Source organism: Pseudonocardia sp. P1, assembly GCF_000178675.2.
In the GTDB taxonomy this organism is placed as follows: domain Bacteria; phylum Actinomycetota; class Actinomycetes; order Mycobacteriales; family Pseudonocardiaceae; genus Pseudonocardia.
Map to the genome: position 1 here is coordinate 3614579 of NZ_ADUJ02000001.1, position 19327 is coordinate 3633905.

Genomic DNA, 19327 nt, shown 5'->3' on the forward strand with positions numbered 1-19327 from the left:
GCCGGGGTACGGGGCTCCGCCCGTCCCGCCGGGCCCCGGAGAGCCCTGTGGGCCCGGAGACGCGCCGTGTGCGGTGGGGTCTGGTCGTTCGGTCAGGGCGGACTCAGCTCCGCTCGATCTCGACCTTCTCGATGACCACGTCGTTGAGCGGGCGGTCGGCCTGCCCGGTGGTCGTGTTCCCGATGCCGTCCACGACCGCGCGGGACTCCGCGTCGGCGACCTCACCGAAGATGGTGTGGCGCCGGTTCAGGTGCGGCGTCGGGCCCACCGTGATGAAGAACTGCGAGCCGTTGGTGCCCGGGCCGGCGTTCGCCATCGCGAGCAGGTAGGGCCGGTCGAACTTGAGGTCCGGGTGGAACTCGTCGCCGAACTGGTAGCCCGGGCCACCGCGACCGGTGCCGGTCGGGTCGCCGCCCTGGATCATGAAGCCGCTGATCACCCGGTGGAAGATCGAACCGTCGTAGAACGGCCCGGTGTCGCCGCCACTGGCGTTCGGCCCCGTGTAGTCCTTCGTTCCCTCTGCGAGACCGACGAAGTTCGCCACCGTCTTCGGGGCGTGGTCGCCGAACAGCTCGACCCGGATGTCGCCCTCGTTGGTGTGCAGGACGGCCGTCGTCTTGGCGTTTCCTGGTTCCGTCACGGCTACCATCGTGCCAGTACGCAGCCGCATCCGTGGGAAGCAGGTCCGGAACATGAGCACCGACCGCAAGCGGGCGAAGGCCCGCAAGGACGCCGCCGAGGCCGTGCACACGCTCGCCGACGCGGGACGGATCGCGGGCGGGGCCGCCGCCTCCTCGGTGTCCGACGCGGTGGCGGACCTGTCCGGTTCGGTCTCTCACCAGGTGGAGGACGCCCGCCGGGCGCTCGCCGCGGCGATCGATCCGGCCCCGGTGCGGACCCGTCGCGCGCCGTGGATCGTGGCCGTCGTCCTGCTGACCGGTCTCGCCGCCTACGCCTGGGCCACGCTGCTCCGCCGGGAGCGCGCCGTCGACCCGGGCACCCCGGTGCCGACCACCCCGCCGTCGGACCAGCAGATCCACGGCAAGCCGATCGGGCAGGGGCCCGCTCAGAACTCCACGAGCTGACGGGTCAGCCCGGGAGGACCGTCCCGAGGAACCCGGTGACGGCCGCCTCGTAGCCGTCCGGGTCGGCGTTCCAGCTGCCGGTGTGCTCGGTACCGGCGAACTCCCGGTAGGTGACCGGCCAGCCCCTGGCCGGCGCGGTGGTCGCGAGGTCGCGGCTGAGCTCGACGGGGACCGCCGTGTCGGCGTCGCTGTGCAGCAGGAGCGTCGGCGGGCGGACCGCGGGCGGGTTCCGGACCAGGTCGAACCGGTCCAGGTCGATCCCGATCCGCCGCTCCGTCAGCAGGGCCGCGACCCCCGCCAGCGACGGCGGCAGCGCCCGGTTGCGGGCCTGCCTGCGCAGCGTGCGGCGCCAGTCGAGCAGCGGCGCGTCCCAGACGACGGCCGCGACCCGGCCGGCGTGCGACGACCGGTCGAGGAACGCGCCGCCGACCGCGGCCCCCATCGACCAGCCCACCAGCACCAGCCGCCGGGCCCCGTGCACGACCGCGTAGGCCGCCGCCGCGGCGACGTCCTCCCACTCGGTGTCACCGAGGTGCGAGCGCCCGTCCGGCGCGGCCGGGGCCGTCCCGTCGCCGCGGTAGCTGACCACCAGCGAGGTCAGGCCGGCCGCGTGCAGGGCGGGCAGCGCCCGCAGGGCCTCCCGCCGGGTCCCGCCGCGCCCGTGCACGCACAGCGCCCAGGTCCCACCGTCCGCTCCGGACGGCGGCGCGACCCGCCATGCCGGTGCCGGACCGAGGTCGGTGGGCACCTCGACCTCGTCGAACTCCAGGCCGCGGGCACCGGGATCGGGGTCGAACGGCCCGGCGTCGAGCACGGCGGCGCCGGTCTCCGGCACGGGTCCGGCCCGCAGCTCGCGCACGACCCGCCTGCGGTCCCGTTCCAGCACCGGCCCGACGACGCTCAGCCCCGCGGCACCGCGCAGCCCCCACACCCCGGGCTGGGACACGAGCCGGGTCCGCGCCAGCTCGACGGTCCCGTCACCGGCCGCGAGCACCCGCTCGGGCAGCCCCGGGTCACCGGAGGGGTGGAGCAGGACCGTGGAGTAGTGCCAGCAGACCGCCGCCGCTCCCCCGGCACCACCGAGTGCACCGGCCAGGACGCCGGCGGCCGCGTAACCGGGAACCGGCCGGGAGGACGGGATCGGAGCGGCGCGCACGCAGCCATCCTGCTCTGCACCTCGTTCGCACCACACGGGGCCTCGGCGAAAACGGTCGGTCACGACGGATCGAACCTGTACGTGCGAGACCCCTCTCAGGTTGCCACTCGTTCGGGTGACATTAGCTTCAAGATCACTGCGTAGCGAAACCGGCACCCCCACCCCTCGTTGGGCCGTCGGAGGGACAGTGCGGTCCCCCAGCTCCCCATGACCCCCATCAGTTCGAAAGGACGCGCGAATGAACTCGCTCGCCCGCAACGCGCTCCGGTTCTCCCTGGCCGGCGCGGGAATCGCCGTGCTGGGTGCCGGCGTCGCCGGTCAGGCCTCGGCCGCCGAGCTCCCCGAGATCCCCGAGGCCCCGGACGCGTCGTCGCTGACCGACGCCCTCCCGACCCCCGACGAGGACGGCACCGTCGCGACCGACGACAGCTCGGTCACCTTCGGCCAGATCCAGGGCCCCGAGATGGAGGCCTCCGGCCTGCCGGAGCTCCCGACCGCGGACTCGCTGCCGGGCCTCCCGGAGCTGCCCACCGGCGACTCCCTGCCGTCCACCGACGCGCTGCCCTCGGCCGACTCCGTGCCGTCCGGCGTCCCCTCGGGCGCGCAGCAGGAGGCCGACCTGCAGGCCGCCGAGGACGAGCAGTCCGACGACGAGGAGTCGAGCTCCCCCGCCGACGCGCTCCCGACCGACGCGCTGCCCACCGACGCCCTGTCGACCGACGCGCTCCCCACGGACGCCCTGCCGACCGCCACGACGCTCCCCGCGCCGTCGCTGCCCGGCGCCGACGCCCTGTCGACCGACGCGCTCCCGACGGACGCGCTCCCGACCGACGGCCTGCCGGAGCTCCCCTCCGCCGACGCGCTGCCGTCCGCCGAGGACCTGCCGCTGCCGGACGCCGAGGCGCTCCCCACCCTCTCGATCCCGGACGTCATGTACGTCGAGGCGCCGAACGTCACCCTCTGACGTCGGGTATCCCCCGATCGTCGGTCGCCGGGCTCCCCGACCGGCACCCCACGGCCGTCCGTCCCCGCTCCGCCCGCCGCACCGGGCGCGTGGCGGGACGGGCGGCCGTACCTCGTTCCGGGCGGGTCAGAACCCGCGGTGCCGCGGCTCCGGCGGCGGAGCCGGCACCACCGGCGCCCGCACGATCAGCTCGTAGCGGTCGAAGGCGCCCTCGTCGTCGCGCACGTGCCGGAGGAACCGGAACCCGGCCCGGCGCGCCACCCCGATCGAGGCCGTGTTCGCTGGATCGACGTCGATCGAGATCCGGTGCACGTCCCCGCGTTCGCCGAGGTAGCGGGCCGCGAGACGGACGGCCCGGGTCGCCAGCCCCCGCCGCCGGTAGGCCGCGTAGATCCCGTACGACAGTCCCGCCCGGCGGGCGAGGGGATCGAGCTCGGCCTCGATCGTCCCGGCCAGCACGGTGCCGCCGTCGAGCCGGATGCCGAAGCTGAGCTTCGGGCCGTCGTCGGCCCACCGGTCGATCGCGCGGCGCACGTGCGCCCGGACGGTCGCGGGCGTCCCCGGGCCGCCGCTCAGCCAGCGGACCAGCTCGGCGTCCTCGCCGGCCAGGTGCGGCTCCACGTCGTCCCAGCCGAGCGGGCTGAGGACCACCACGCCGTCCGCCAGCGTGTTCGAGGGCCTGGGCACGACACCCATCCTGCCGCACCCGTCGCCGTCCGTGACCGCACCCTCCCGGAGAATGACTCGGAGGCGGGATCAGGTCGTGGCCGCCCCCCTGACCCGGTACCGCACCAACAGCGTGTCGTCACCGGTGACGACACTGACCAGCTCGAGCCGGGCCGGGTCCATCCCGGCGCCGCGGGCGATCCTCCCCGCCTCCCCGGAGACGAGGAACGGCGCCAGGGTGAGGCGCAGCTCGTCGACCAGACCGGCCTCGGCGAGGCCGCCGAACAGCGCCGGGCCGCCCATGCAGTTGATCCGCCGCAGACCGCGCCGGCCGAGCTCGGCGACCGCCACGGGCAGGTCGACGGCGCCGTCGCCGGTGAGCACCACGTCGGCCCCCGCGTCGGCCCAGCTCCGCCGCAGGTCCTCGGGGGCGGCGGCGCAGGTCAGCACGATCGTCGGGACCAGGGTGTCGGTCAGCACCGGCGACGCCGGATCGAGGGACCGCCCGGACGCGGTGACCACCGCCGTGGACGGGATCGGGGCGAGACCGAACCGGCGGCGCCGGTCGTCCATCCGGCCGCCGTGCTTCACCCCGGTGAAGCCCTCGGCGGTGGCCGTCCCGGCCGCGACCAGGACGACGTCGGCGAGGTCGGTCCCCAGATCCAGCACCGCCCGGTCCGGTGGGGTCGACAGGCCCGCCGAGCCGCCCGCGACCTCGACGGCCCCGTCCGCGCTGGACACGAAGTTGACGCACACCCGCAGCCGGTCGTCGGGGTAGGCGTAGAGCCGTTCGAGCTGTTCGGTGGACAGCGGGCCGGCGTCCCCGGCGGGAAAGATCTGGTGGATCACGCTCACGCGAGCAGTCTCACCGCGCGCGACGGTCGCCGCTCGCCGCGCACGGTCGCGACCATCTCGCAGGTCTCCCGCGTGGCACGGGCCTGGTGCGCACGGACCATCGCGACGCCGCGGTCGGCGGCGATCGCGGTCGCGGCGAGGGTCCCGGTCAGCCGCTCCTCCAGCGGGACGGCCAGCGACTCCCCGACGACGGTCTTGTTCGACATCGCGAGCAGCACCGGCCAGCCGGTCGCGACCATCTCCTCGATCCCGCGCAGCACCTGCAGGCTGTGCAGGGTGTTCTTGGAGAAGTCGATCGCCGGGTCGATGAGGATCCCGCCGGCCGGGACGCCCGCCGCCACCGCCTTCTCCGCGAGCGCGACGGTCTGGGTGACCACGGTGCCGAGGACGTCGGCGTAGCGGGGCCGGTGCGGCTCGGTGCGCGGGGTGACGTGGTCGGTGTGCGCGCTGACGTAGCCGGCGCCGTAGCGGGCGGCGACGTCGAGGATCCCGCCGTCGGCCGCGGCCCAGTTGTCGTTGACGAGATCGGCCCCGGCCGCGCAGACGGCCTCGGCCGGTCCGGCCCGGAACGTGTCGACCGAGATCACGACGTCCGGGAACTCCCGGCGGGCCCACTCGACCGTCGGGACGACCCGGTCGATCTCCTCCTGCTCGGTGACCTCGGTGCCGGGGCTGGCCGGCACCCCGCCGATGTCGATGACGTCGGCGCCCTCGCGGACGACGGCGGTGATCCGGTCCCGTGCGGCCTGCTCGGCGAAGGTGACCCCGTGGTCGTAGAACGAGTCCGGGGTCCGGTTCACGATCGCCATGACCATCGCCCGGTCGCGGTTCCAGGTGCGTCCGCGGAACGTCAGGCTCGGCACAGGTCCTCCTCGCAACACGGCCGGGCCCGTCGGACCCGGCTCGTGTCCCATCTTGACCACCACCGGGCCGTCCCGGCCACCCGGTGCGGGCCGGGATCAGGCGTCGTCGCGCGCGTAGTCCCGCAGCGGCTCCTCGGCGACGGTCCGCGGCTCGGTCGCGATGCTCGTCCCGACCTGGCCGAGCAGCCGGGCCTCGTTCACCGGCAGCGCCACCGGGTCGACGGCGGGCATCACGGCCTGCAGGCAGGTCGCGCGGTCGATCCGGTCGGCGGACGCCGGACCGTCGTGCTCCAGCGCGTCGGCGACGACGGCGTACCCGACCGGGTCGGTCGAGCCCATGATCAGGTGCTCGGCGACGTGCGCGGGGCAGATCCGCTGCACGGGGATGTTGGCGGTCGCACCCTCGCCCCCGCGCAGCTCGGAGCTCGCCGCCGGCGGGAGGTTGGGGACGACGACCTCGTCGGTGACGGTGTAGACGACCGTGTAGTCGATCCCGGCGAAGGTCTCCGGCCCGTCGTTGAGGGCACCGAGGAGCTGCGACCCGGTCTGCTGCTGGTGGAACGCCGGGACGCAGCCGGGCGCGCAGACCGGGTAGGCGTCGAGCGTGCCGTGGTTGGACGGGTCGATCCCGATCATGTCGGAGACCATGCCGCGGGTGTCCGGCCAGTACTTGAGCGCCCAGCGGGGCACCATGCCGCCCTGGCTGAACCCGACGACGGCGATCCGGTCGCCGGACTCGTCGTGCATCGTGCGGATCGCGTCGACGACGTGCTCGGCCGCGACCTGGATGTCGCCGGTGGCGTGCCGCGGCAGCTCCACCCAGCAGTACGACCGGCCCTCGGCGGCGAAGGCGCGGGCGTAGTTCCAGTCGAAGTTGACGTCCGGGTCGAGCGTGGTGCCCGGCACGAGCAGGACGGGTGCGCCGGCCGTGTCGTCGGACAGGTCGCCGAAGCAGGTGAGGTTCTCCCCGACCCCGGGGGCGGTGAGCTCCGGGCCGGTGGTGCCGTCGTCCCCGGGGGACGCCACCGCCACCCCGGCCGCACCCAGCAGGCAGGCCCCGGCCGCGGCGAGCGCCAGCAGCACGGACCGCGCGGACGTCGTCGTCCGGATCATGGTCGTCCCCCGATCTCGATCTTCTGATCGGGCAACGACGCAGCGGCGCCCAGGTGACGCGCACCCGGACGTCCTGCAGCTCCGGGCCGGTTCTCGTCGAAACGATGGGATCAGTGGCGGGTCCGGGTGAACGTCAGGTGGGTGACACCGGCGGGTGACGACGTGGCCTCCACGGCGTAGTCCCGCTCGATGCCCTCCAGCCCGTCCCAGAGCCGCACGCCCCGGCCCAGCAGGATCGGCACGACGACGACGTGCAGGTGGTCGACGAGGCCGGCCGCGACGAAGTCACGGACCACGGTGGCGCCGCCCCCGATGCGGACGTCCTTGCCGCCGGCGGACTCGCGGGCCGCCGCGAGTGCCTCGGCGGGCGTCGCGTCGAGGAAGTGGAACGTCGTGCCGCCCTCCATCTCCAGCGACGGGCGGGTGTGCCGGGTGAGGACGTGGACCGGCGTGTGGAACGGCGGGTTCGGGCCCCAGTGCCCGCGCCACTCCGGGTCGGCGTGCCAGCCCGGGAAGCCGTACTTCCCGGCGCCCATGATCTCGGCGCCGATGCCGTCGTCGAACCGCTGGACGAACGCGTCGTCGACGCCGCTGCTGCCGCCGGCGCCCCACCACCGGGTGGCGAACATCCACTGGTGCAACCGCTGCCCGGCGTGACCGAACGGTTCCTCGCGGGTCCGCCCCTCACCGGTGCCGAACCCGTCCAGGGAGACGGCGAAGTTGTGGACGCGGACGAGTGACATGACGGGCTCCTCAGACGGCCGGGGCGTCGCTGCTACCCGTACGACGTCCCGGCGGCCCGGAACTCATCGGACGGCCGGGCCGAGCGCCTCCGCGAGGAGGGGCGCGCCGGGACCCGCCAGCCAGTCGTCGGCGCGCAGCAGCGACGGGAACTCCGCGCGGAGGGCGTCGAGGTCCGCGTGACCGGCGAGCCTGCCGTCCTCGAAGAGCGCCGCCAGCCGCCCGAGTACCGGGTCCTGCTCCAGCACCGCATCGGACAGGCGGCTGTAGCCGATCGGACGACCGGCGGCCCGGGTCAGGTGCTCGGCCAGGACCCTGCCGGTGACGGCGTCACCGGCGATGTCGAGGGTCCGGCCCGCGTAGCGGTCGGCCGCCCCGAACACCCCGGCGACGATCCGTCCGATGTCGCGGACCGCGATGACCTGGACGACCCGGTCCGGGGTCGTCAGGAACGACATCCGCCCGCGGTCGAGCCCCGCTCCGGGGGCCACCAGGAGCTCCAGGAACGTGGCGGGCCGGACGATCGTGGTGGCGATGCCCAGCTCCCGGACGCGGGCCTCGATCCGGCTCTTGGTGTCCAGATGGGGGACGCCGGTCGGCGTCGGCCCCGCGGCGACCGTCGAGCTGTGGACGAGGTGCACGACGCCGCAGCCCTCGGCGACGTCGGCCACCGTCGTCCCGAACCGGACCTCGTCCTCGTCCGTCACGGTGGCGCCGGCCTGGCCCGAGTTCGGCTGGACGCTGAAGACCCCGTGCGCGCCGGCGAAGGCCGCGCGGAGCGACCCCGGATCGTCGAGATCGCCGCGGACGGTCTCGGCACCGGCGGCGGCGAGGGACCGGGCCCGGTCGGTCGACGGGTCGCGCACGACCGCCCGGACCCGCCAGCCGTCGTCCAGCAGTGCCGCGGCGACCGCACCCCCCTGCTGTCCCGTGGCACCCAGCACGGCGACGGTCCTGTCCATGGTCACGTCCGGTCCTCCCCGAAGCCCCGGGGCACACCGTCCTCGCCGGTCGGGACGGTGTCACCCGCGTCGATGACGGCTACGCTAGAACATGACACCGACGTCAGGTGCAAGCCTCGGACGGAGATCGACACGGGAGGCCGGGTGCGGATCGGCGAGGTCGCCGCCAGGGCGGGCGTCAGCGTGCGGTCGCTGCGCTACTACGAGGAGCAGGGTCTCCTGCGGTCCACCCGGAACCCCGGTGGCCAGCGCCGCTACCCGGACGGCGCCGTCGACCGGGTCGGGCTGATCCAGCAGCTCTACGCCTCCGGCCTGCCCAGCAGGGCCGTCCGCGAGATCCTGCCGTTCGCGGACTCCGGCGAGGTGTCACCCGAGCTGCTGGATCTCCTGGTCGCCGAACGCGACCGCCTCGACCGGCGGCTCGCGGAACTGCAGGACGTGCGCGACCGGCTCGACCGGTGCATCGGCGAGGCGCACGGGCAGGTCCCGCGCGACCCCTGACCGGCCGAGGCCGCGCCGCTCAGGCCAGGTGCTTCCCCGAGATGGCGCGGGCGATCACCAGCTGCTGGATCTGCTCGGTGCCCTCGAAGATGTCGTAGATCTTGGAGTCGCGGTGCATCCGCTCCACCGGGTGCTCGCGGGAGTACCCGGCGCCGCCCAGGATCTGGATCGCCCGCTCGGTCGACCACACCGCGACCCGGCCGGCCTTGAGCTTCGACATCGACCCCTCGCCGGCGGTGAAGGGCACGCCGTTGCGGCCCATCCACGCGGCCCGGTGCACCAGCAGCCGGGCGGCGTCGATCTCGGTCTTCATGTCGGCGAGCATGAAGGAGATCGACTGGTTCTCGATGATCGGTCGGCCGAACGCGACCCGGTCCTTGGCGTACTCCAGGGCGTACTCGTAGGCGGCACGGGCGATGCCGACGGCCTGCGAGCCGACGGTCGGCCGGGACAGCTCGAAGGTCTGCATCGCGGCCGAGCCGGTCGACCTCGCCCCCTCACGGGCCCGGGCGAGCCGCTCGTCGAGCTTCTCCTTCCCGCCGAGCAGGCAGCTGCCGGGGAGCTTCACCTCGTCGAGGAAGACGTCCGCGGTGTGCGACGCCCGCAGCCCCATCTTCTTGATCTTGCGGGTGGACTCCAGCCCAGGGGTGCCGGGCGGGACGACGAACGCCGCCTGCCCCTTGCTCCCCAGCTCCGGGTCCACGACGGCCTGCACGACGTGGATGTTCGCGATGCCGCCGTTGGTCGCCCAGGCCTTCTGCCCGGTCAGCGTCCACTCGTCACGGGCCTCGTCGTACACGGCGCGGGTGCGCATCGCCGAGACGTCGGAGCCGGCGTCGGGCTCGGACGAGCAGAACGCGCCGACCTTCGGGTCGGAGGCGTCGCCGTAGCACTGGGGGATGAACTCGACCATCTGGTCCGGGGTGCCGGAGGCGAAGATGCCCGCCACCGCGAGGGTCGTCCCGAAGATCGCCATCCCGATGCCGCCGTCGCCCCAGAAGAGCTCCTCGTTGACGAGCGGCATCGACAGGCCGGTCTCGTCGCCCCAGAACGACGCGAGCGTCTCGAAGTTGTAGAGCTCGATCTTCGCGGCCTCCTGGAGGATCGGCCACGGGGTCTCCTCGCGCTCGTCCCACTCGGCGGCGGCCGGGCGGACGACGTCGGCGGCGAACCCGTGCACCCACTCCTGGAGCTCGCGGTGCTCCTCGGACAGTTCGAAGGAGGTCATCTACTTCTCCGCAGGTCGGTGCCGGTCGTCGTCAGGCGGACGGGATCTGGAACATCTTCTGCAGGGCGGTCGCGAATCCGACGTCGCCCTCGACCTTCAGCTTGCGCATCATGAACAGCGTCACCGGGTTGGCGTTGTTCGTGGCGACCTTGAGGAACTCGGTGCCGGGCATGGTCAGCGCGGTCCGGGGGTCCTCGTCGGTGCCGTGGGTGACGGTGCAGGTGCCCTCGTGCAGCACGGTCTGGAAGCTGTCGACGGTCGCGCCGTCCTTGATGTGCCAGTGCACGACCTGACGGTTCCCGCCGGCCCCCTTCGACGAGTAGAACTCGCTCATCCGCCCGAAGATCGCTTCCAGCACCGGCCGGCGGATGTCCGACGACATGACGGTCGCGAGCTGCTGCTTCGACGCGCTCTTCACCAGCCGGGCGAAGATCGACGGATCGACGTCCTTCGGGTCGCCGTCGCGGAGCGCCGTCCCGAGGGTGGAGAGGAGCTCCTCGTCGGACAGGGACTTCGGGTCCACGCTGCGGCCCAGCTCGTTGATGTCGACCGTCTCGGCCATCGTTCGCTCCACCTCGCCGTGGTTGCCGTAAGTGCCCGGTACTCGCGGTACCGGGGTCGGGATGCTCGGTACTTTACGCATGAGTAGTTAAGGTGTCGAGATGGCATCCCCGCCGGGCTCCCGCCGCCGTCGCCTGCCCCCCGAGCAGCGCGAGAAGCAGGTGCTCGACGCGGCCGTGCGCGTGTTCTCCCGCTCCGGCTTCCACGACGCGTCGATGGACGCCGTCGCCGAACAGGCCGGGGTGTCGAAGCCGATGGTCTACACCCACGGCGGCGGCTCGAAGGAGGAGCTGCTGCGGCGCTGCATCCGGCGCGAGTCCGAGCGCCTGCTGGGGTCGGTGTCCGACGCCGCCGGCGGCCCCGCCGCGGACGCCGAGGAGCGGCTGCGACGCGGACTGCGGGCGTTCTTCACCACCGTCACCACCCACCGGGACGGCTGGGCGGTGCTCTACCGGCAGGCCAGGACCGGGGTGTTCGCCGACGAGGTGCACGAGGCCAGGTCGCGCATCGTCGGACGGATCGCCGAGCTGCTGGCCGCCGAGCTCGCGATCCCCGCGGGCGCCGACCCGGCCGCCGTCGCCGGACCGGTGGCCGCGGCCCTGACGGGCGCGGCGGAGGGTCTCGCCGACTGGGCCGGTACGGCCGGCACCCCCGGAGCGGAGGATCCCGACGCGCTGGCGGAGACGCTGACGACCCTGATCTGGCCCGGACTCGAACGGATCCGCGACACTCTCACCTGAGCCGCCGAGGGCCGGTAGACATTTCTCGGCGCATTTCTCACCGCAATTCGGCTGCGCACGGCATTATTCGGGTGCACACTCGATCGTGGATGTCACCCGACCGAGTGAGACCTGTGTCCAAGCAGGTCAGCACCCCTCGTTTGCTCCCGTTCCGCTGCAGGTCCGACCCCTACGAGCGACCCGGGACACCGGTTCACCGAATGCGGTGCCGAATTCGTCACCGCCGATCCGGTGGGCGTCCACGGTCGATCGCCACTACCTTTCGGGGCAGCGCGTACCGCCATTCCGGGTACGTGCACGTGAGAAGAGAACTGTCGAAGGGAACACCTTTCATGCGTCAGACCGTGCGCACCCTCACCGCCACCGCGCTGGCGGTGCCGATGACCCTCGGCGTCGCCGGCATGGCCTTCGCCGACGACACCTCCGGGCAGAACCAGACCTCGGACGCGACCGCCTCGTCCGGCCAGGCGGCCGGCACCGACCAGGACAACACGTCGCTCGCCCCGGTCACCCAGGCCAACCCGGCCGTCAACGCGACCGACGTGCTCGGCCTGGGCGCCGTCGCGAACGAGGACTCGGACACGGGCACCGAGCAGTCGATCGTCCAGGACAACGGGATCGACTCGGCCAACGAGCAGGACAACGCGGCCAGGACCGACCAGGCCCAGAAGACCGTCGTGGAGCAGATCGCCGGCCTCGCCGGCTGACCGGACTCCCGGCGCACCGGTCCGGGAGGCGGCCCCCCGCCTCCCGGATCCGGGACAGGTCGGAACGGGTCAGGACGCCAGGTCGATGCCACCGCTCCGGGTGCGCTTGAGCTCGTAGAACATCGGGTTGCGGGCCAGCAGCACGGCGCCGTCGAAGGCGTCGAGCGACTCCTGCCCCCGCGGGACCGCACCGAGGACGGGACCGAAGAACGCCACGCCCTCCACGTGCAGGACGGGTGTCCCGACGTCGTCGCCGACCGGCTCCTGGCCGGCGGCGTGCTCGGCCCGCACCTCGTCGTCGTGGGCGGGGTCGTCGGCGAACCGGTGCAGGCCGGCCGCACCGACGTCGTCGAGCGCGGCGCGCAGGGCGGCGTCCCGCGGGCGGACCCGCTCCTGGTGGTAGCGGTCCCCGAAGGCCCGGACGAACTCCCGGACCCCCGGCTCGCCACGCTCCCGGCGCAGCGCCGTGCCGGCCCGCACCGGGCGCCAGGCGCTGTCCCCACCCTTCTCGTGCTCGGGGGTGTGTCCCTCGCGGCCCTCGTTCAGCACGGCGAGGCTCATCAGCCGCACCCGCAGATCGACGTCACGGGCCGGGACCACCTCCTCGGTCAGCCACCGGAAGGCGATCCAGGCGAACGGGCAGACGGGATCGACGAACAGGTCCACACGGGTCGTCACACCGGCCCTGTTCCCACCGGCGAGCCGGATCACGCCTCCGGCGCGGGACGGGTGACGAGGCGCCGCGTGCGGTCCGGCAGCCGGTCGACGATCCGCCCGATCCGCTCGGTGGTGCCCTGCAGCGGCGCGAGCGCGTCGGCGAGCACCCCGATCTGCCGGTCGAGGGCGTCGATCCGGGCCGCGACCGCCCGCAGGTCCGGGGCGACCGCGGTGAGCCGGTCCGCGGCCTGGGCCAGGTTCGTGTCGAGCGCCGCGAGGCGGGGGGCGGAGCCGTCGGCCTCGGTCGCGGGGTCGGCGACGGCGGAGGCGATCCGCTGCACCGCGCCGTCCTCCCCGATCGACGCGGCCAGCGCCGCCAGGTCGTCGCGGGTCCGGGCCAGCTCGCGCAGCGGTTCCACGGCGCCCGCGAGTGCGGCCAGGTCCTCCCGGGTGCGCGCCAGCTCGCGCAGCGGCGGTACCGCGCCGGCCAGCTCGCCGAGGTCCGCACGGGCCCCGGCCAGCTCCTGCAGCGGTCCGACGGCCTCGGCCAGCCGCGCGAGGTCGCCCCGCGCGGCGGCGAGCTCCTCGACCGCTCCGACCGCACCGGCGAGCCCCTCGAGGTGGAGTCCCGCCGCGGCCAGCTCACGCAACGGCCCGACCGCCGTGCCCAGCTCGCGCAACGGGTCCACGGCGGAGCTCAGCTCCCGCAAAGGTCCGGTCGCCGTGCTCAGCTCCCGCAACGGGTCCACGGCCGTGCTCAGCTCCCGCAAAGGTCCGGTCGCCGTGCTCAGCTCCCGCAACGGGTCCACGGCGGTGCCCAGCTCCCGGAGCGGTTCGACGGCGCCTGCCAGCTCCCGCAGGGGCTCGACGGCGGTGGCCAGCTCCCGCAGCGGCCCCGCGGCGGACGCGAGCTCGTGCAGGTCCGCGCGCACCGCGGCCAGCTCGTGCAGGTCCTCCCGCACCGCCGCCAGCTCGCGCAGCGGCTCGACCGCGGCTCCGAGCTCACGCAGCGGCTCCACCGCGGACGCCAGCTCCCGCAGCGGCTCCACCGCCGAGGCCAGGTCCCGCAGCGACCCGACCGTCCCGCCGAGCTCGCGCAACGGCTCCACGGCACCGGCGAGCACGCCGAGGTCGCGCCGGGCCCCGGCGAGCTCGGTCAGCGGACCGGCCGCCCCCGCCAGCTCGACGACCGCCGCGGTCAGCCGGTCGACACGCTCGACCGTGGCCGGGTCGTCCCAGAGCGCGACCACCCGGCCGAGGACGTCGTCGAGCACCGGGGCGAGCCCGCTCAGCGCGGCGTCGACGCCGGCGATGCGGCGCGGCAGCGTGCCCAGCTCCCCGGCCACCGCGGGCAGTGCCTCGACCGCGCGCGGGGCGTCGGCGAGCCAGCCCGGGAGCCTGCGTCCGATCTCCACCGCGGCACCGACGGTCCCGACGGCGGCGCCGATCAGCGTCCCGGTGACGCCGGCGGGCGACCACGCGGACGGGAGGGGCTGCTCGGCCATCGCTCTCCTCGGGCTGTCGTACGGTCGCCGGTCAGCTTCGCAGATCGGGCGTCCGCACGGAGCACTCAGTACGAGGTGTCGTCCACCCGTGCCCCGCCGGTGGCACCGGACTCGCGGGCGGCGGCGTCGTCGAGGATCGTGGCCGTCCCGCTGGTGCCGAAGCGGGTCACGCCCGCGGCGTGGAAGGCCAGGACGGTGTCCAGGTCCCGCACCCCGCCGGACGCCTTGACCTGCACCTGCGGCCCGACGGTGCGGCGCATCAGCGCGACGTGCTCCGCCGTCGCCCCGCCGCCGGCGAACCCGGTCGAGGTCTTCACGAACGCGGCCCCGGCGCGTTCGGCGGCCCGGCAGCCGGCCTCGATCTCGTCGTCGGAGAGCAGGGCGGTCTCGAGGATGACCTTGACGACGCGCCCTCCCGCCGCCCCGACGACGGCCCGGACGTCGGCCTCGACGTCGTCGAGCAGCCCGCTGCGCAGGCGTCCGACGTTGACCACCATGTCCAGCTCGGCCGCGCCGTCGGCGACCGCCTGCGTGGACTCGGCGACCTTGGCCGCCGTGCTGGTCGTGCCGTGCGGGAAGCCGATCACGGTCCCGACCGCGACGCCGGTGCCGGCGAGCCGGGCGGCCGCGTGCGCGACGTCGCTCGGGCGCACGCACACGCTGAAGATCCGGTAGCGCGCGGCGACGTCGAGCTGGGCGTCGACGTCGGGCCGGGTCAGCTCGGGGCGGAGGATCGCGTGGTCGATCATCCCGGCGATCTCGGTGGCGGTGAGGGTCGGCGCGGGCACGGCGGTCCTCCTCTGTGGCGGGACGGTCCCCGCGACGGCGTGTGCTGGCGTGCACCGGGCAGGCTACGCGCCCGTGACCCCGGGTCGGCCGCGCCGACGGCCCGGCCCTCCGGTCACCACATGCGGTGACGGCCGGGCGCTGCGATGCTGACCCGGCGTGCCGGAGGTACCGGTCCGCCGAGAGGACTGGCGATGGTCGACGACGAGCAGCACCTGCCGGTCCCGGAGCCCGCCGAGGAGATCGGTCCGGCGCTGCGGTTCGAGCGGTCCCACCATCCCTCCGGCGCGACCGTGCTGCACGCGATCGGCGCCGTCGACGACGAGACGTCGCCCGACCTCTGGGTGGAGCTCGGCATGTGGTCCGAGGAGAGCTCCGACCTCGTCCTGGATCTGTCCGGTGTGGACTTCCTCGGCACCGCGGGCCTCACCTCGCTGCTGGAGGCCAGGGACGTGATCGGCGGCGAGGGCAAGCGGCTGCGGGTCGCCTGCGGCACCAGCCGTGCGGCCCGGCGCGCACTGCAGGTGACGGGCGCGATGGAGCTGTTCGACGTCGTCGACCGCATGCCGGAGGCGCCGGCCGCCTCGGCGGGCATGCTCTTCGCTGTTCCCGCGCCGGACGTCCGGCTCGACGGGATGCCGCGCCGCGACGACGCGTAGCCGCCGCGGCACGGTCCCCGGTCAGGCGGGCACGGCCGGGTCCGAGGCCGCCACCGCGCCACCGGAGCGCCGCCGTCCCAGCAACGGGAACAACGCCCCGAAGACGACCACGCCGAACACCGCGAGGACGATGGCCAGCGTGCCGGTCAGGGCGTCGTACGCCCCGGTGAGCAGCAGCAGTGCCGGGAGCCATCCGGTGACCCAGCCCTGGATGGCGCAGACCGCGCCGGTGTAGCGCCCGAGCTGCTCCTGTTTGAGCCCCAGCAGCAGGAAGAACAGCAGCCAGAGGAACGCCCAGTACAGCCAGATGACCCCGAATCCGGGATCGGCGAAGCGCGTGAAGTTCAGCCACGAGAACACCAGCGCCGAGATGAAGACGAACAGGCAGAAGTAGCCCAGCCCGGTGCCGTCCAGGTTCAGCGTGAGGTTCAGGGCGACGTACAGGTAGGTGAAGGAGAACAGGTAGAGCCCGGACGCCGCGAGGATCACGTCGGCGTCCCCGTTGGCGGTGAAGATCAGGTAGGTCGGCGTGATGATCTGCAGGCCACCGACGAAGAAGTTCATCGGCGCGGCGGACTTCGCGTCCACCCAGCCCAGCAGCATCACCCCGTTGATGAACAGCACGGCGCCGACGAACAACAGCCCGACAGATGCCATCGCTGACTCCCTCCCGTGCGGAGAAGTACGTGCGGAGAAGCAGGGGGTGCCCGGTGCCGGGCCGGATCGGGGGCGGTCGGGCTCCGGCACCGGGCGGTGCACCCGGCCGGAGCCCGGGTGCGGTCCGTGGTCAGGCGCGCGAGACCGGGACGCCCTGGCCCGGGTCGATACGGGTCGGACCGTCCTTGCCCGGCCGGACGTCGAAGCCGAAGATCTCGGTCGGGATGTAGACCGTCGAGCACGAGTTCGGGATGTCCACGACGCCGGACAGCCGGCCCTCGATCGGTGCCGCCCCCAGGATCATGTAGGCCTGGATGTCCGAGTAGCCGAACTGCTGCAGGTAGTCGATCGCGTGCAGGCAGGCCCGCTGGTACGACAGGTGCGAGTCCAGGTAGCGCTGCTCGCCGCCGAGGGTGACCGAGGTGCCGGAGAACGCCAGCCACTCGCTGTACTGCGGGTCGGTGCGGCCGGGCATGAAGATCGCGTTCTCGGAGACGCCGTACTTGTCCATCCCGCCCTTGATGACGTCGACGTGCAGGTCCATGAACCCGCCCATCTCGATCGCCCCGCAGAAGGTGATCTCGCCGTCGCCCTGGGAGAAGTGCAGGTCGCCCATCGAGAGCTTCGCCCCGTCGACGAAGACCGGGTAGAAGACCCGGCTGCCCTTGGTGAGGTTCTTGATGTCCTGGTTGCCACCGTTCTCCCGGGGCGGCGCGGTGCGTGCGGCCTCGGCCGCGGCCCGGTCGAGGTCGGCGCCGGACAGGCTGCCGAGGATCGCCGAGTCCGGGTTCGGCGGCAGCGCGAGCGGCGGCACCCGCTGCGGGTCGGTGTCGATCAGCGCCTGCTCGCGGGCGTTCCAGGTGCCGAGCAGCTCACGTGACGGCGCGGTGCCCATCAGCCCGGGGTGCACGATCCCGGTGAAGGACACCTGCGGGACGTGCCGCGAGGTGGCGACGCCGCCCTGGAAGTCCCAGATGACCTTGTAGGCGTCGGGGAACTGCTCGGTCAGGAAGCCGCCGCCGTTGCGGGTGGCGAACACGCCGGTGTAGCCCCAGCCCTGGCCTGCCAGCGGGCCGGAGTCCTCCTGCGGGATCGGGCCGACGTCGAGGATGTCCACGATCAGCAGGTCGCCCGGCTGCACGCCCTCGACGTGGATCGGGCCGGAGAGCACGTGCACGCTCGCGAGCGGCGCGTTCAGGATGTCGTCGGCGGAGTCGTCGTTGTGGATGGCTCCGTCGAACCACTCGCGGCAGTCGACCCGGAAGCTGTCGCCGGGACGGACGCGGACCTGGGCCGGCACGTCCGGGTGCCAGCGGTTGTGGCCGACGATCTGCTGGTCGGTGAACTTCTTGCGGGAGTCGAGCGGGAACACGACCTCGGGCATGACGACTGCACCTCTCATCGGATGACGGGTGGTCGCGCCTGGACTGGGGCCGTTCCAGGCGGGATCAGGGGCGCGGGAGGCCCCGGGTACGCGGGTCCGGCACCGCCGACGGCCGCACCCGGGTGCCCCGGCCCGGGAGCGAGGTGACGACGTCCGGCTCGGTCCGCGACCGCTCCGCGCGGTCGATCACCGACGTCCGGGCGCGGTCGGCGAGCCCCAGCATCGGCGCGGTGACCACGCGCGGGCACGGCTGCCCGCAGGCCGGGCAGGCGACGGTCTCCGGCGCCGTGCCGATGGGCCTGCGGACGTCGACCGGCCCGTCGTCCGCGCAGCGGTAGGTGTAGGTCGCCACTGCCCGTCACCCCGCCGATGATCGAGGAAATAGTTTCCTGGGAAACATAGAGTCGGCGGCGAAGACGTGTCAACCGTCACAATTGCTGAATGACGTCCCAGGTCAGACCGTCCGCGGCGGCGAGGAACACGCGTTGCTGCAGGTGCCGGTCACGGACCTCGACGGTGCCCCGCGGGCTCTCGTAGGACAGCCCGTCGGACACCGCGGTCATCGGCCCGACGTCGGCGGAGCCGGCCCGGCGCATCAGCGACGTCAGCAGCAGCACGCCCTCGTAGCAGGACTCGCCGAGGCTGTTCAGGACCGGCGCCTCCGGACCGAAGCGGCGCGCGTGGGCGGCGGCGAAGTCCAGCCCGGAGGCCGTCGCCAGGTCCTCGAAGTACCCCGCGGACGTCATCAGGCCCCTGGTGTTGTCCGCGCCGGAGGCGAGCAGCACGTTCTCGTCGATCAGCGAGCTGAACCGCAGGATGTCCCGGTCCATCCCGGCCGCGGCGAACGCCCGGTTGAACTCGACCGCGTCGTTGCCGATCAGCAGCATCAGCACCGCCTCGCAGCCGCTCCGGTCGACCCGCCGCAGCACGGTGTCGAACCGGGTCGTGCCGAGCGGCACGTACATCTCGTCGCACACCGTCCCGCCGATCCGGCGGAGGTAGCGGCGGGCCTCGTCGGCGGACCGGCGCGGCCACACGTAGTCGTCGCCGACGATGGTCCACCGGCGGACCCCGACCGTCCCCGCGAACCAGTCCAGCGTCGGGCCGAGCTGCAGGTCCGGGGTCTCGCCCGTGAGGAAGACGCCGGGGCGGCGCTCGCCGCCCTCGTAGAGCGCGGTGTAGGCGTAGGGGACCCGGCCGTCGATCGCCGGCGCGACGGCCTCGCGCACCGCCGAGATGTGCCAGCCGGTCACCGCGTCGACGGAGCCGGCCCGGATCAGCGCGTCGACCTCGCGCGCGACGTCGGCCGGTGCCGCGCCGCCGTCGACCGGGAGGAGCCGCAGCTCACGGCCCAGCACACCCCCCGACGCGTTGATCTCCTCGGCCGCCAGCGTCCCGCAACTCTCGCAGGACGGACCGAAGATTCCCGCCGGTCCCTGGAGCGGGACGACGAGAGCCATCGTGATCGCGTCCCGCCGGCGCTCAGGCGGTAGCGAGAGACGCGGTGCCCCCATCCCGCTACGCTAAGACCGTTCCA

Annotated in this window: 23 protein-coding genes; 6 read left to right on the forward strand and 17 right to left on the reverse strand. The window is 73.8% G+C overall.

The genetic code is table 11. The annotated features are described in order from the left end of the window. Positions 1-103 precede the first annotated feature (103 nt). A complete protein-coding gene (locus PP1_RS16505; protein ID WP_033198699.1) occupies positions 104-649 on the reverse strand; it encodes a peptidylprolyl isomerase in 546 nt (181 codons plus the stop codon). Positions 650-692: 43 nt separating this feature from the next. On the opposite strand from PP1_RS16505, the gene PP1_RS16510 reads away from it, so the two are divergent. Continuing rightward, entirely contained in the window at positions 693-1085 is a 393-nt protein-coding gene (locus PP1_RS16510) for a hypothetical protein (RefSeq protein ID WP_010224599.1), read from the forward strand. A gap of 4 nt (positions 1086-1089) precedes the next feature. Here the strand turns inward: PP1_RS16510 and PP1_RS16515 are convergent, their stop codons facing one another. Then, positions 1090-2241, reverse strand: coding sequence for an alpha/beta hydrolase family protein (locus tag PP1_RS16515; RefSeq protein WP_010224600.1), 1152 nt, complete (start codon positions 2239-2241; stop codon positions 1090-1092). A gap of 238 nt (positions 2242-2479) precedes the next feature. Between PP1_RS16515 and PP1_RS16520 the strand changes: the two genes are divergently transcribed. Further along, positions 2480-3205, forward strand: coding sequence for a hypothetical protein (locus PP1_RS16520; protein WP_010224601.1), 726 nt, complete (start codon positions 2480-2482; stop codon positions 3203-3205). Positions 3206-3331: 126 nt separating this feature from the next. Here PP1_RS16520 and PP1_RS16525 read toward each other — a convergent pair whose 3' ends face one another. The 6 genes from PP1_RS16525 to PP1_RS16550 all read right to left on the reverse strand — a co-directional run bounded on the left by PP1_RS16525 (position 3332) and on the right by PP1_RS16550 (position 8405). Next, positions 3332-3892, reverse strand: coding sequence for a GNAT family N-acetyltransferase (locus tag PP1_RS16525; RefSeq protein WP_157178917.1), 561 nt, complete (start codon positions 3890-3892; stop codon positions 3332-3334). A 69-nt stretch (positions 3893-3961) separates the two neighbouring features. Continuing rightward, the gene (locus PP1_RS16530; protein ID WP_010224603.1) at positions 3962-4726 is read right to left on the reverse strand and encodes a dihydrofolate reductase family protein; all 765 of its coding nucleotides are present in this window, start codon (positions 4724-4726) and stop codon (positions 3962-3964) included. Continuing rightward, positions 4723-5589, reverse strand: a complete 867-nt coding sequence (gene folP / locus PP1_RS16535) for a dihydropteroate synthase (protein WP_010224605.1) — start codon at positions 5587-5589, stop codon at positions 4723-4725. Before folP ends, PP1_RS16530 begins: the two co-directional genes overlap by 4 nt. 96 nt (positions 5590-5685) lie before the next feature. Continuing rightward, the gene (locus PP1_RS16540) at positions 5686-6702 is read right to left on the reverse strand and encodes an esterase/lipase family protein (RefSeq protein WP_010224607.1); all 1017 of its coding nucleotides are present in this window, start codon (positions 6700-6702) and stop codon (positions 5686-5688) included. A 110-nt stretch (positions 6703-6812) separates the two neighbouring features. After that, complete coding sequence (locus PP1_RS16545) at positions 6813-7445, reverse strand: dihydrofolate reductase family protein (RefSeq protein ID WP_010224609.1); 633 nt, start codon at positions 7443-7445, stop codon at positions 6813-6815. Positions 7446-7508: 63 nt separating this feature from the next. Then, on the reverse strand, positions 7509-8405 hold the full coding sequence (locus PP1_RS16550; RefSeq protein WP_010224611.1) for an NmrA/HSCARG family protein: 897 nt from the start codon (positions 8403-8405) through the stop codon (positions 7509-7511). A 144-nt stretch (positions 8406-8549) separates the two neighbouring features. Here PP1_RS16550 and PP1_RS16555 point away from each other — a divergent pair, with 144 nt between their 5' ends. Next, positions 8550-8906: a MerR family transcriptional regulator gene (locus PP1_RS16555; RefSeq protein ID WP_010224613.1), complete on the forward strand. Its 357-nt coding sequence runs from the start codon at positions 8550-8552 to the stop codon at positions 8904-8906. A 19-nt stretch (positions 8907-8925) separates the two neighbouring features. Here the strand turns inward: PP1_RS16555 and PP1_RS16560 are convergent, their stop codons facing one another. Further along, positions 8926-10134, reverse strand: a complete 1209-nt coding sequence (locus PP1_RS16560) for an acyl-CoA dehydrogenase family protein (RefSeq protein WP_010224615.1) — start codon at positions 10132-10134, stop codon at positions 8926-8928. Positions 10135-10165: 31 nt separating this feature from the next. Continuing rightward, entirely contained in the window at positions 10166-10696 is a 531-nt protein-coding gene (locus PP1_RS16565) for an SCP2 sterol-binding domain-containing protein (protein WP_010224617.1), read from the reverse strand. Positions 10697-10796: 100 nt separating this feature from the next. Between PP1_RS16565 and PP1_RS16570 the strand changes: the two genes are divergently transcribed. Both PP1_RS16570 and PP1_RS16575 read left to right on the forward strand, forming a co-directional pair. Further along, positions 10797-11435 carry a TetR/AcrR family transcriptional regulator gene (locus PP1_RS16570; protein WP_010224619.1) on the forward strand — a complete coding sequence of 213 codons (639 nt, stop codon included), beginning with the start codon at positions 10797-10799 and terminating at the stop codon, positions 11433-11435. Positions 11436-11767: 332 nt separating this feature from the next. Next, entirely contained in the window at positions 11768-12142 is a 375-nt protein-coding gene (locus PP1_RS16575; RefSeq protein ID WP_010224621.1) for a hypothetical protein, read from the forward strand. Between the two features lie 69 nt (positions 12143-12211). Here PP1_RS16575 and PP1_RS16580 read toward each other — a convergent pair whose 3' ends face one another. The 3 genes from PP1_RS16580 to deoC all read right to left on the reverse strand — a co-directional run bounded on the left by PP1_RS16580 (position 12212) and on the right by deoC (position 15092). Beyond that, positions 12212-12820 carry a mycothiol-dependent nitroreductase Rv2466c family protein gene (locus PP1_RS16580; protein ID WP_029239192.1) on the reverse strand — a complete coding sequence of 203 codons (609 nt, stop codon included), beginning with the start codon at positions 12818-12820 and terminating at the stop codon, positions 12212-12214. 29 nt (positions 12821-12849) lie between these two features. Continuing rightward, positions 12850-14304, reverse strand: a complete 1455-nt coding sequence (locus PP1_RS16585) for a hypothetical protein (protein ID WP_075314885.1) — start codon at positions 14302-14304, stop codon at positions 12850-12852. Between the two features lie 65 nt (positions 14305-14369). After that, positions 14370-15092, reverse strand: coding sequence for a deoxyribose-phosphate aldolase (deoC, locus tag PP1_RS16590; protein ID WP_010230041.1), 723 nt, complete (start codon positions 15090-15092; stop codon positions 14370-14372). A 192-nt stretch (positions 15093-15284) separates the two neighbouring features. Between deoC and PP1_RS16595 the strand changes: the two genes are divergently transcribed. Next, the gene (locus PP1_RS16595) at positions 15285-15749 is read left to right on the forward strand and encodes an STAS domain-containing protein (protein ID WP_010230043.1); all 465 of its coding nucleotides are present in this window, start codon (positions 15285-15287) and stop codon (positions 15747-15749) included. 21 nt (positions 15750-15770) lie between these two features. On the opposite strand, the gene PP1_RS16600 is transcribed toward PP1_RS16595, so the two are convergent. From PP1_RS16600 to PP1_RS16615, 4 genes are all read right to left on the reverse strand, one after another. Continuing rightward, positions 15771-16406 (reverse strand): AmiS/UreI family transporter, encoded by a 636-nt coding sequence (locus tag PP1_RS16600; protein ID WP_010230045.1) that lies wholly within the window; start codon positions 16404-16406, stop codon positions 15771-15773. Positions 16407-16536: 130 nt separating this feature from the next. Then, positions 16537-17790, reverse strand: coding sequence for a formamidase (gene fmdA, locus PP1_RS16605; RefSeq protein ID WP_010230048.1), 1254 nt, complete (start codon positions 17788-17790; stop codon positions 16537-16539). A 64-nt stretch (positions 17791-17854) separates the two neighbouring features. Then, positions 17855-18142, reverse strand: coding sequence for an FmdB family zinc ribbon protein (locus tag PP1_RS16610; RefSeq protein WP_010230050.1), 288 nt, complete (start codon positions 18140-18142; stop codon positions 17855-17857). Positions 18143-18218: 76 nt separating this feature from the next. After that, complete coding sequence (locus tag PP1_RS16615) at positions 18219-19304, reverse strand: substrate-binding domain-containing protein (RefSeq protein WP_029239530.1); 1086 nt, start codon at positions 19302-19304, stop codon at positions 18219-18221. Positions 19305-19327: the final 23 nt, after the last annotated feature.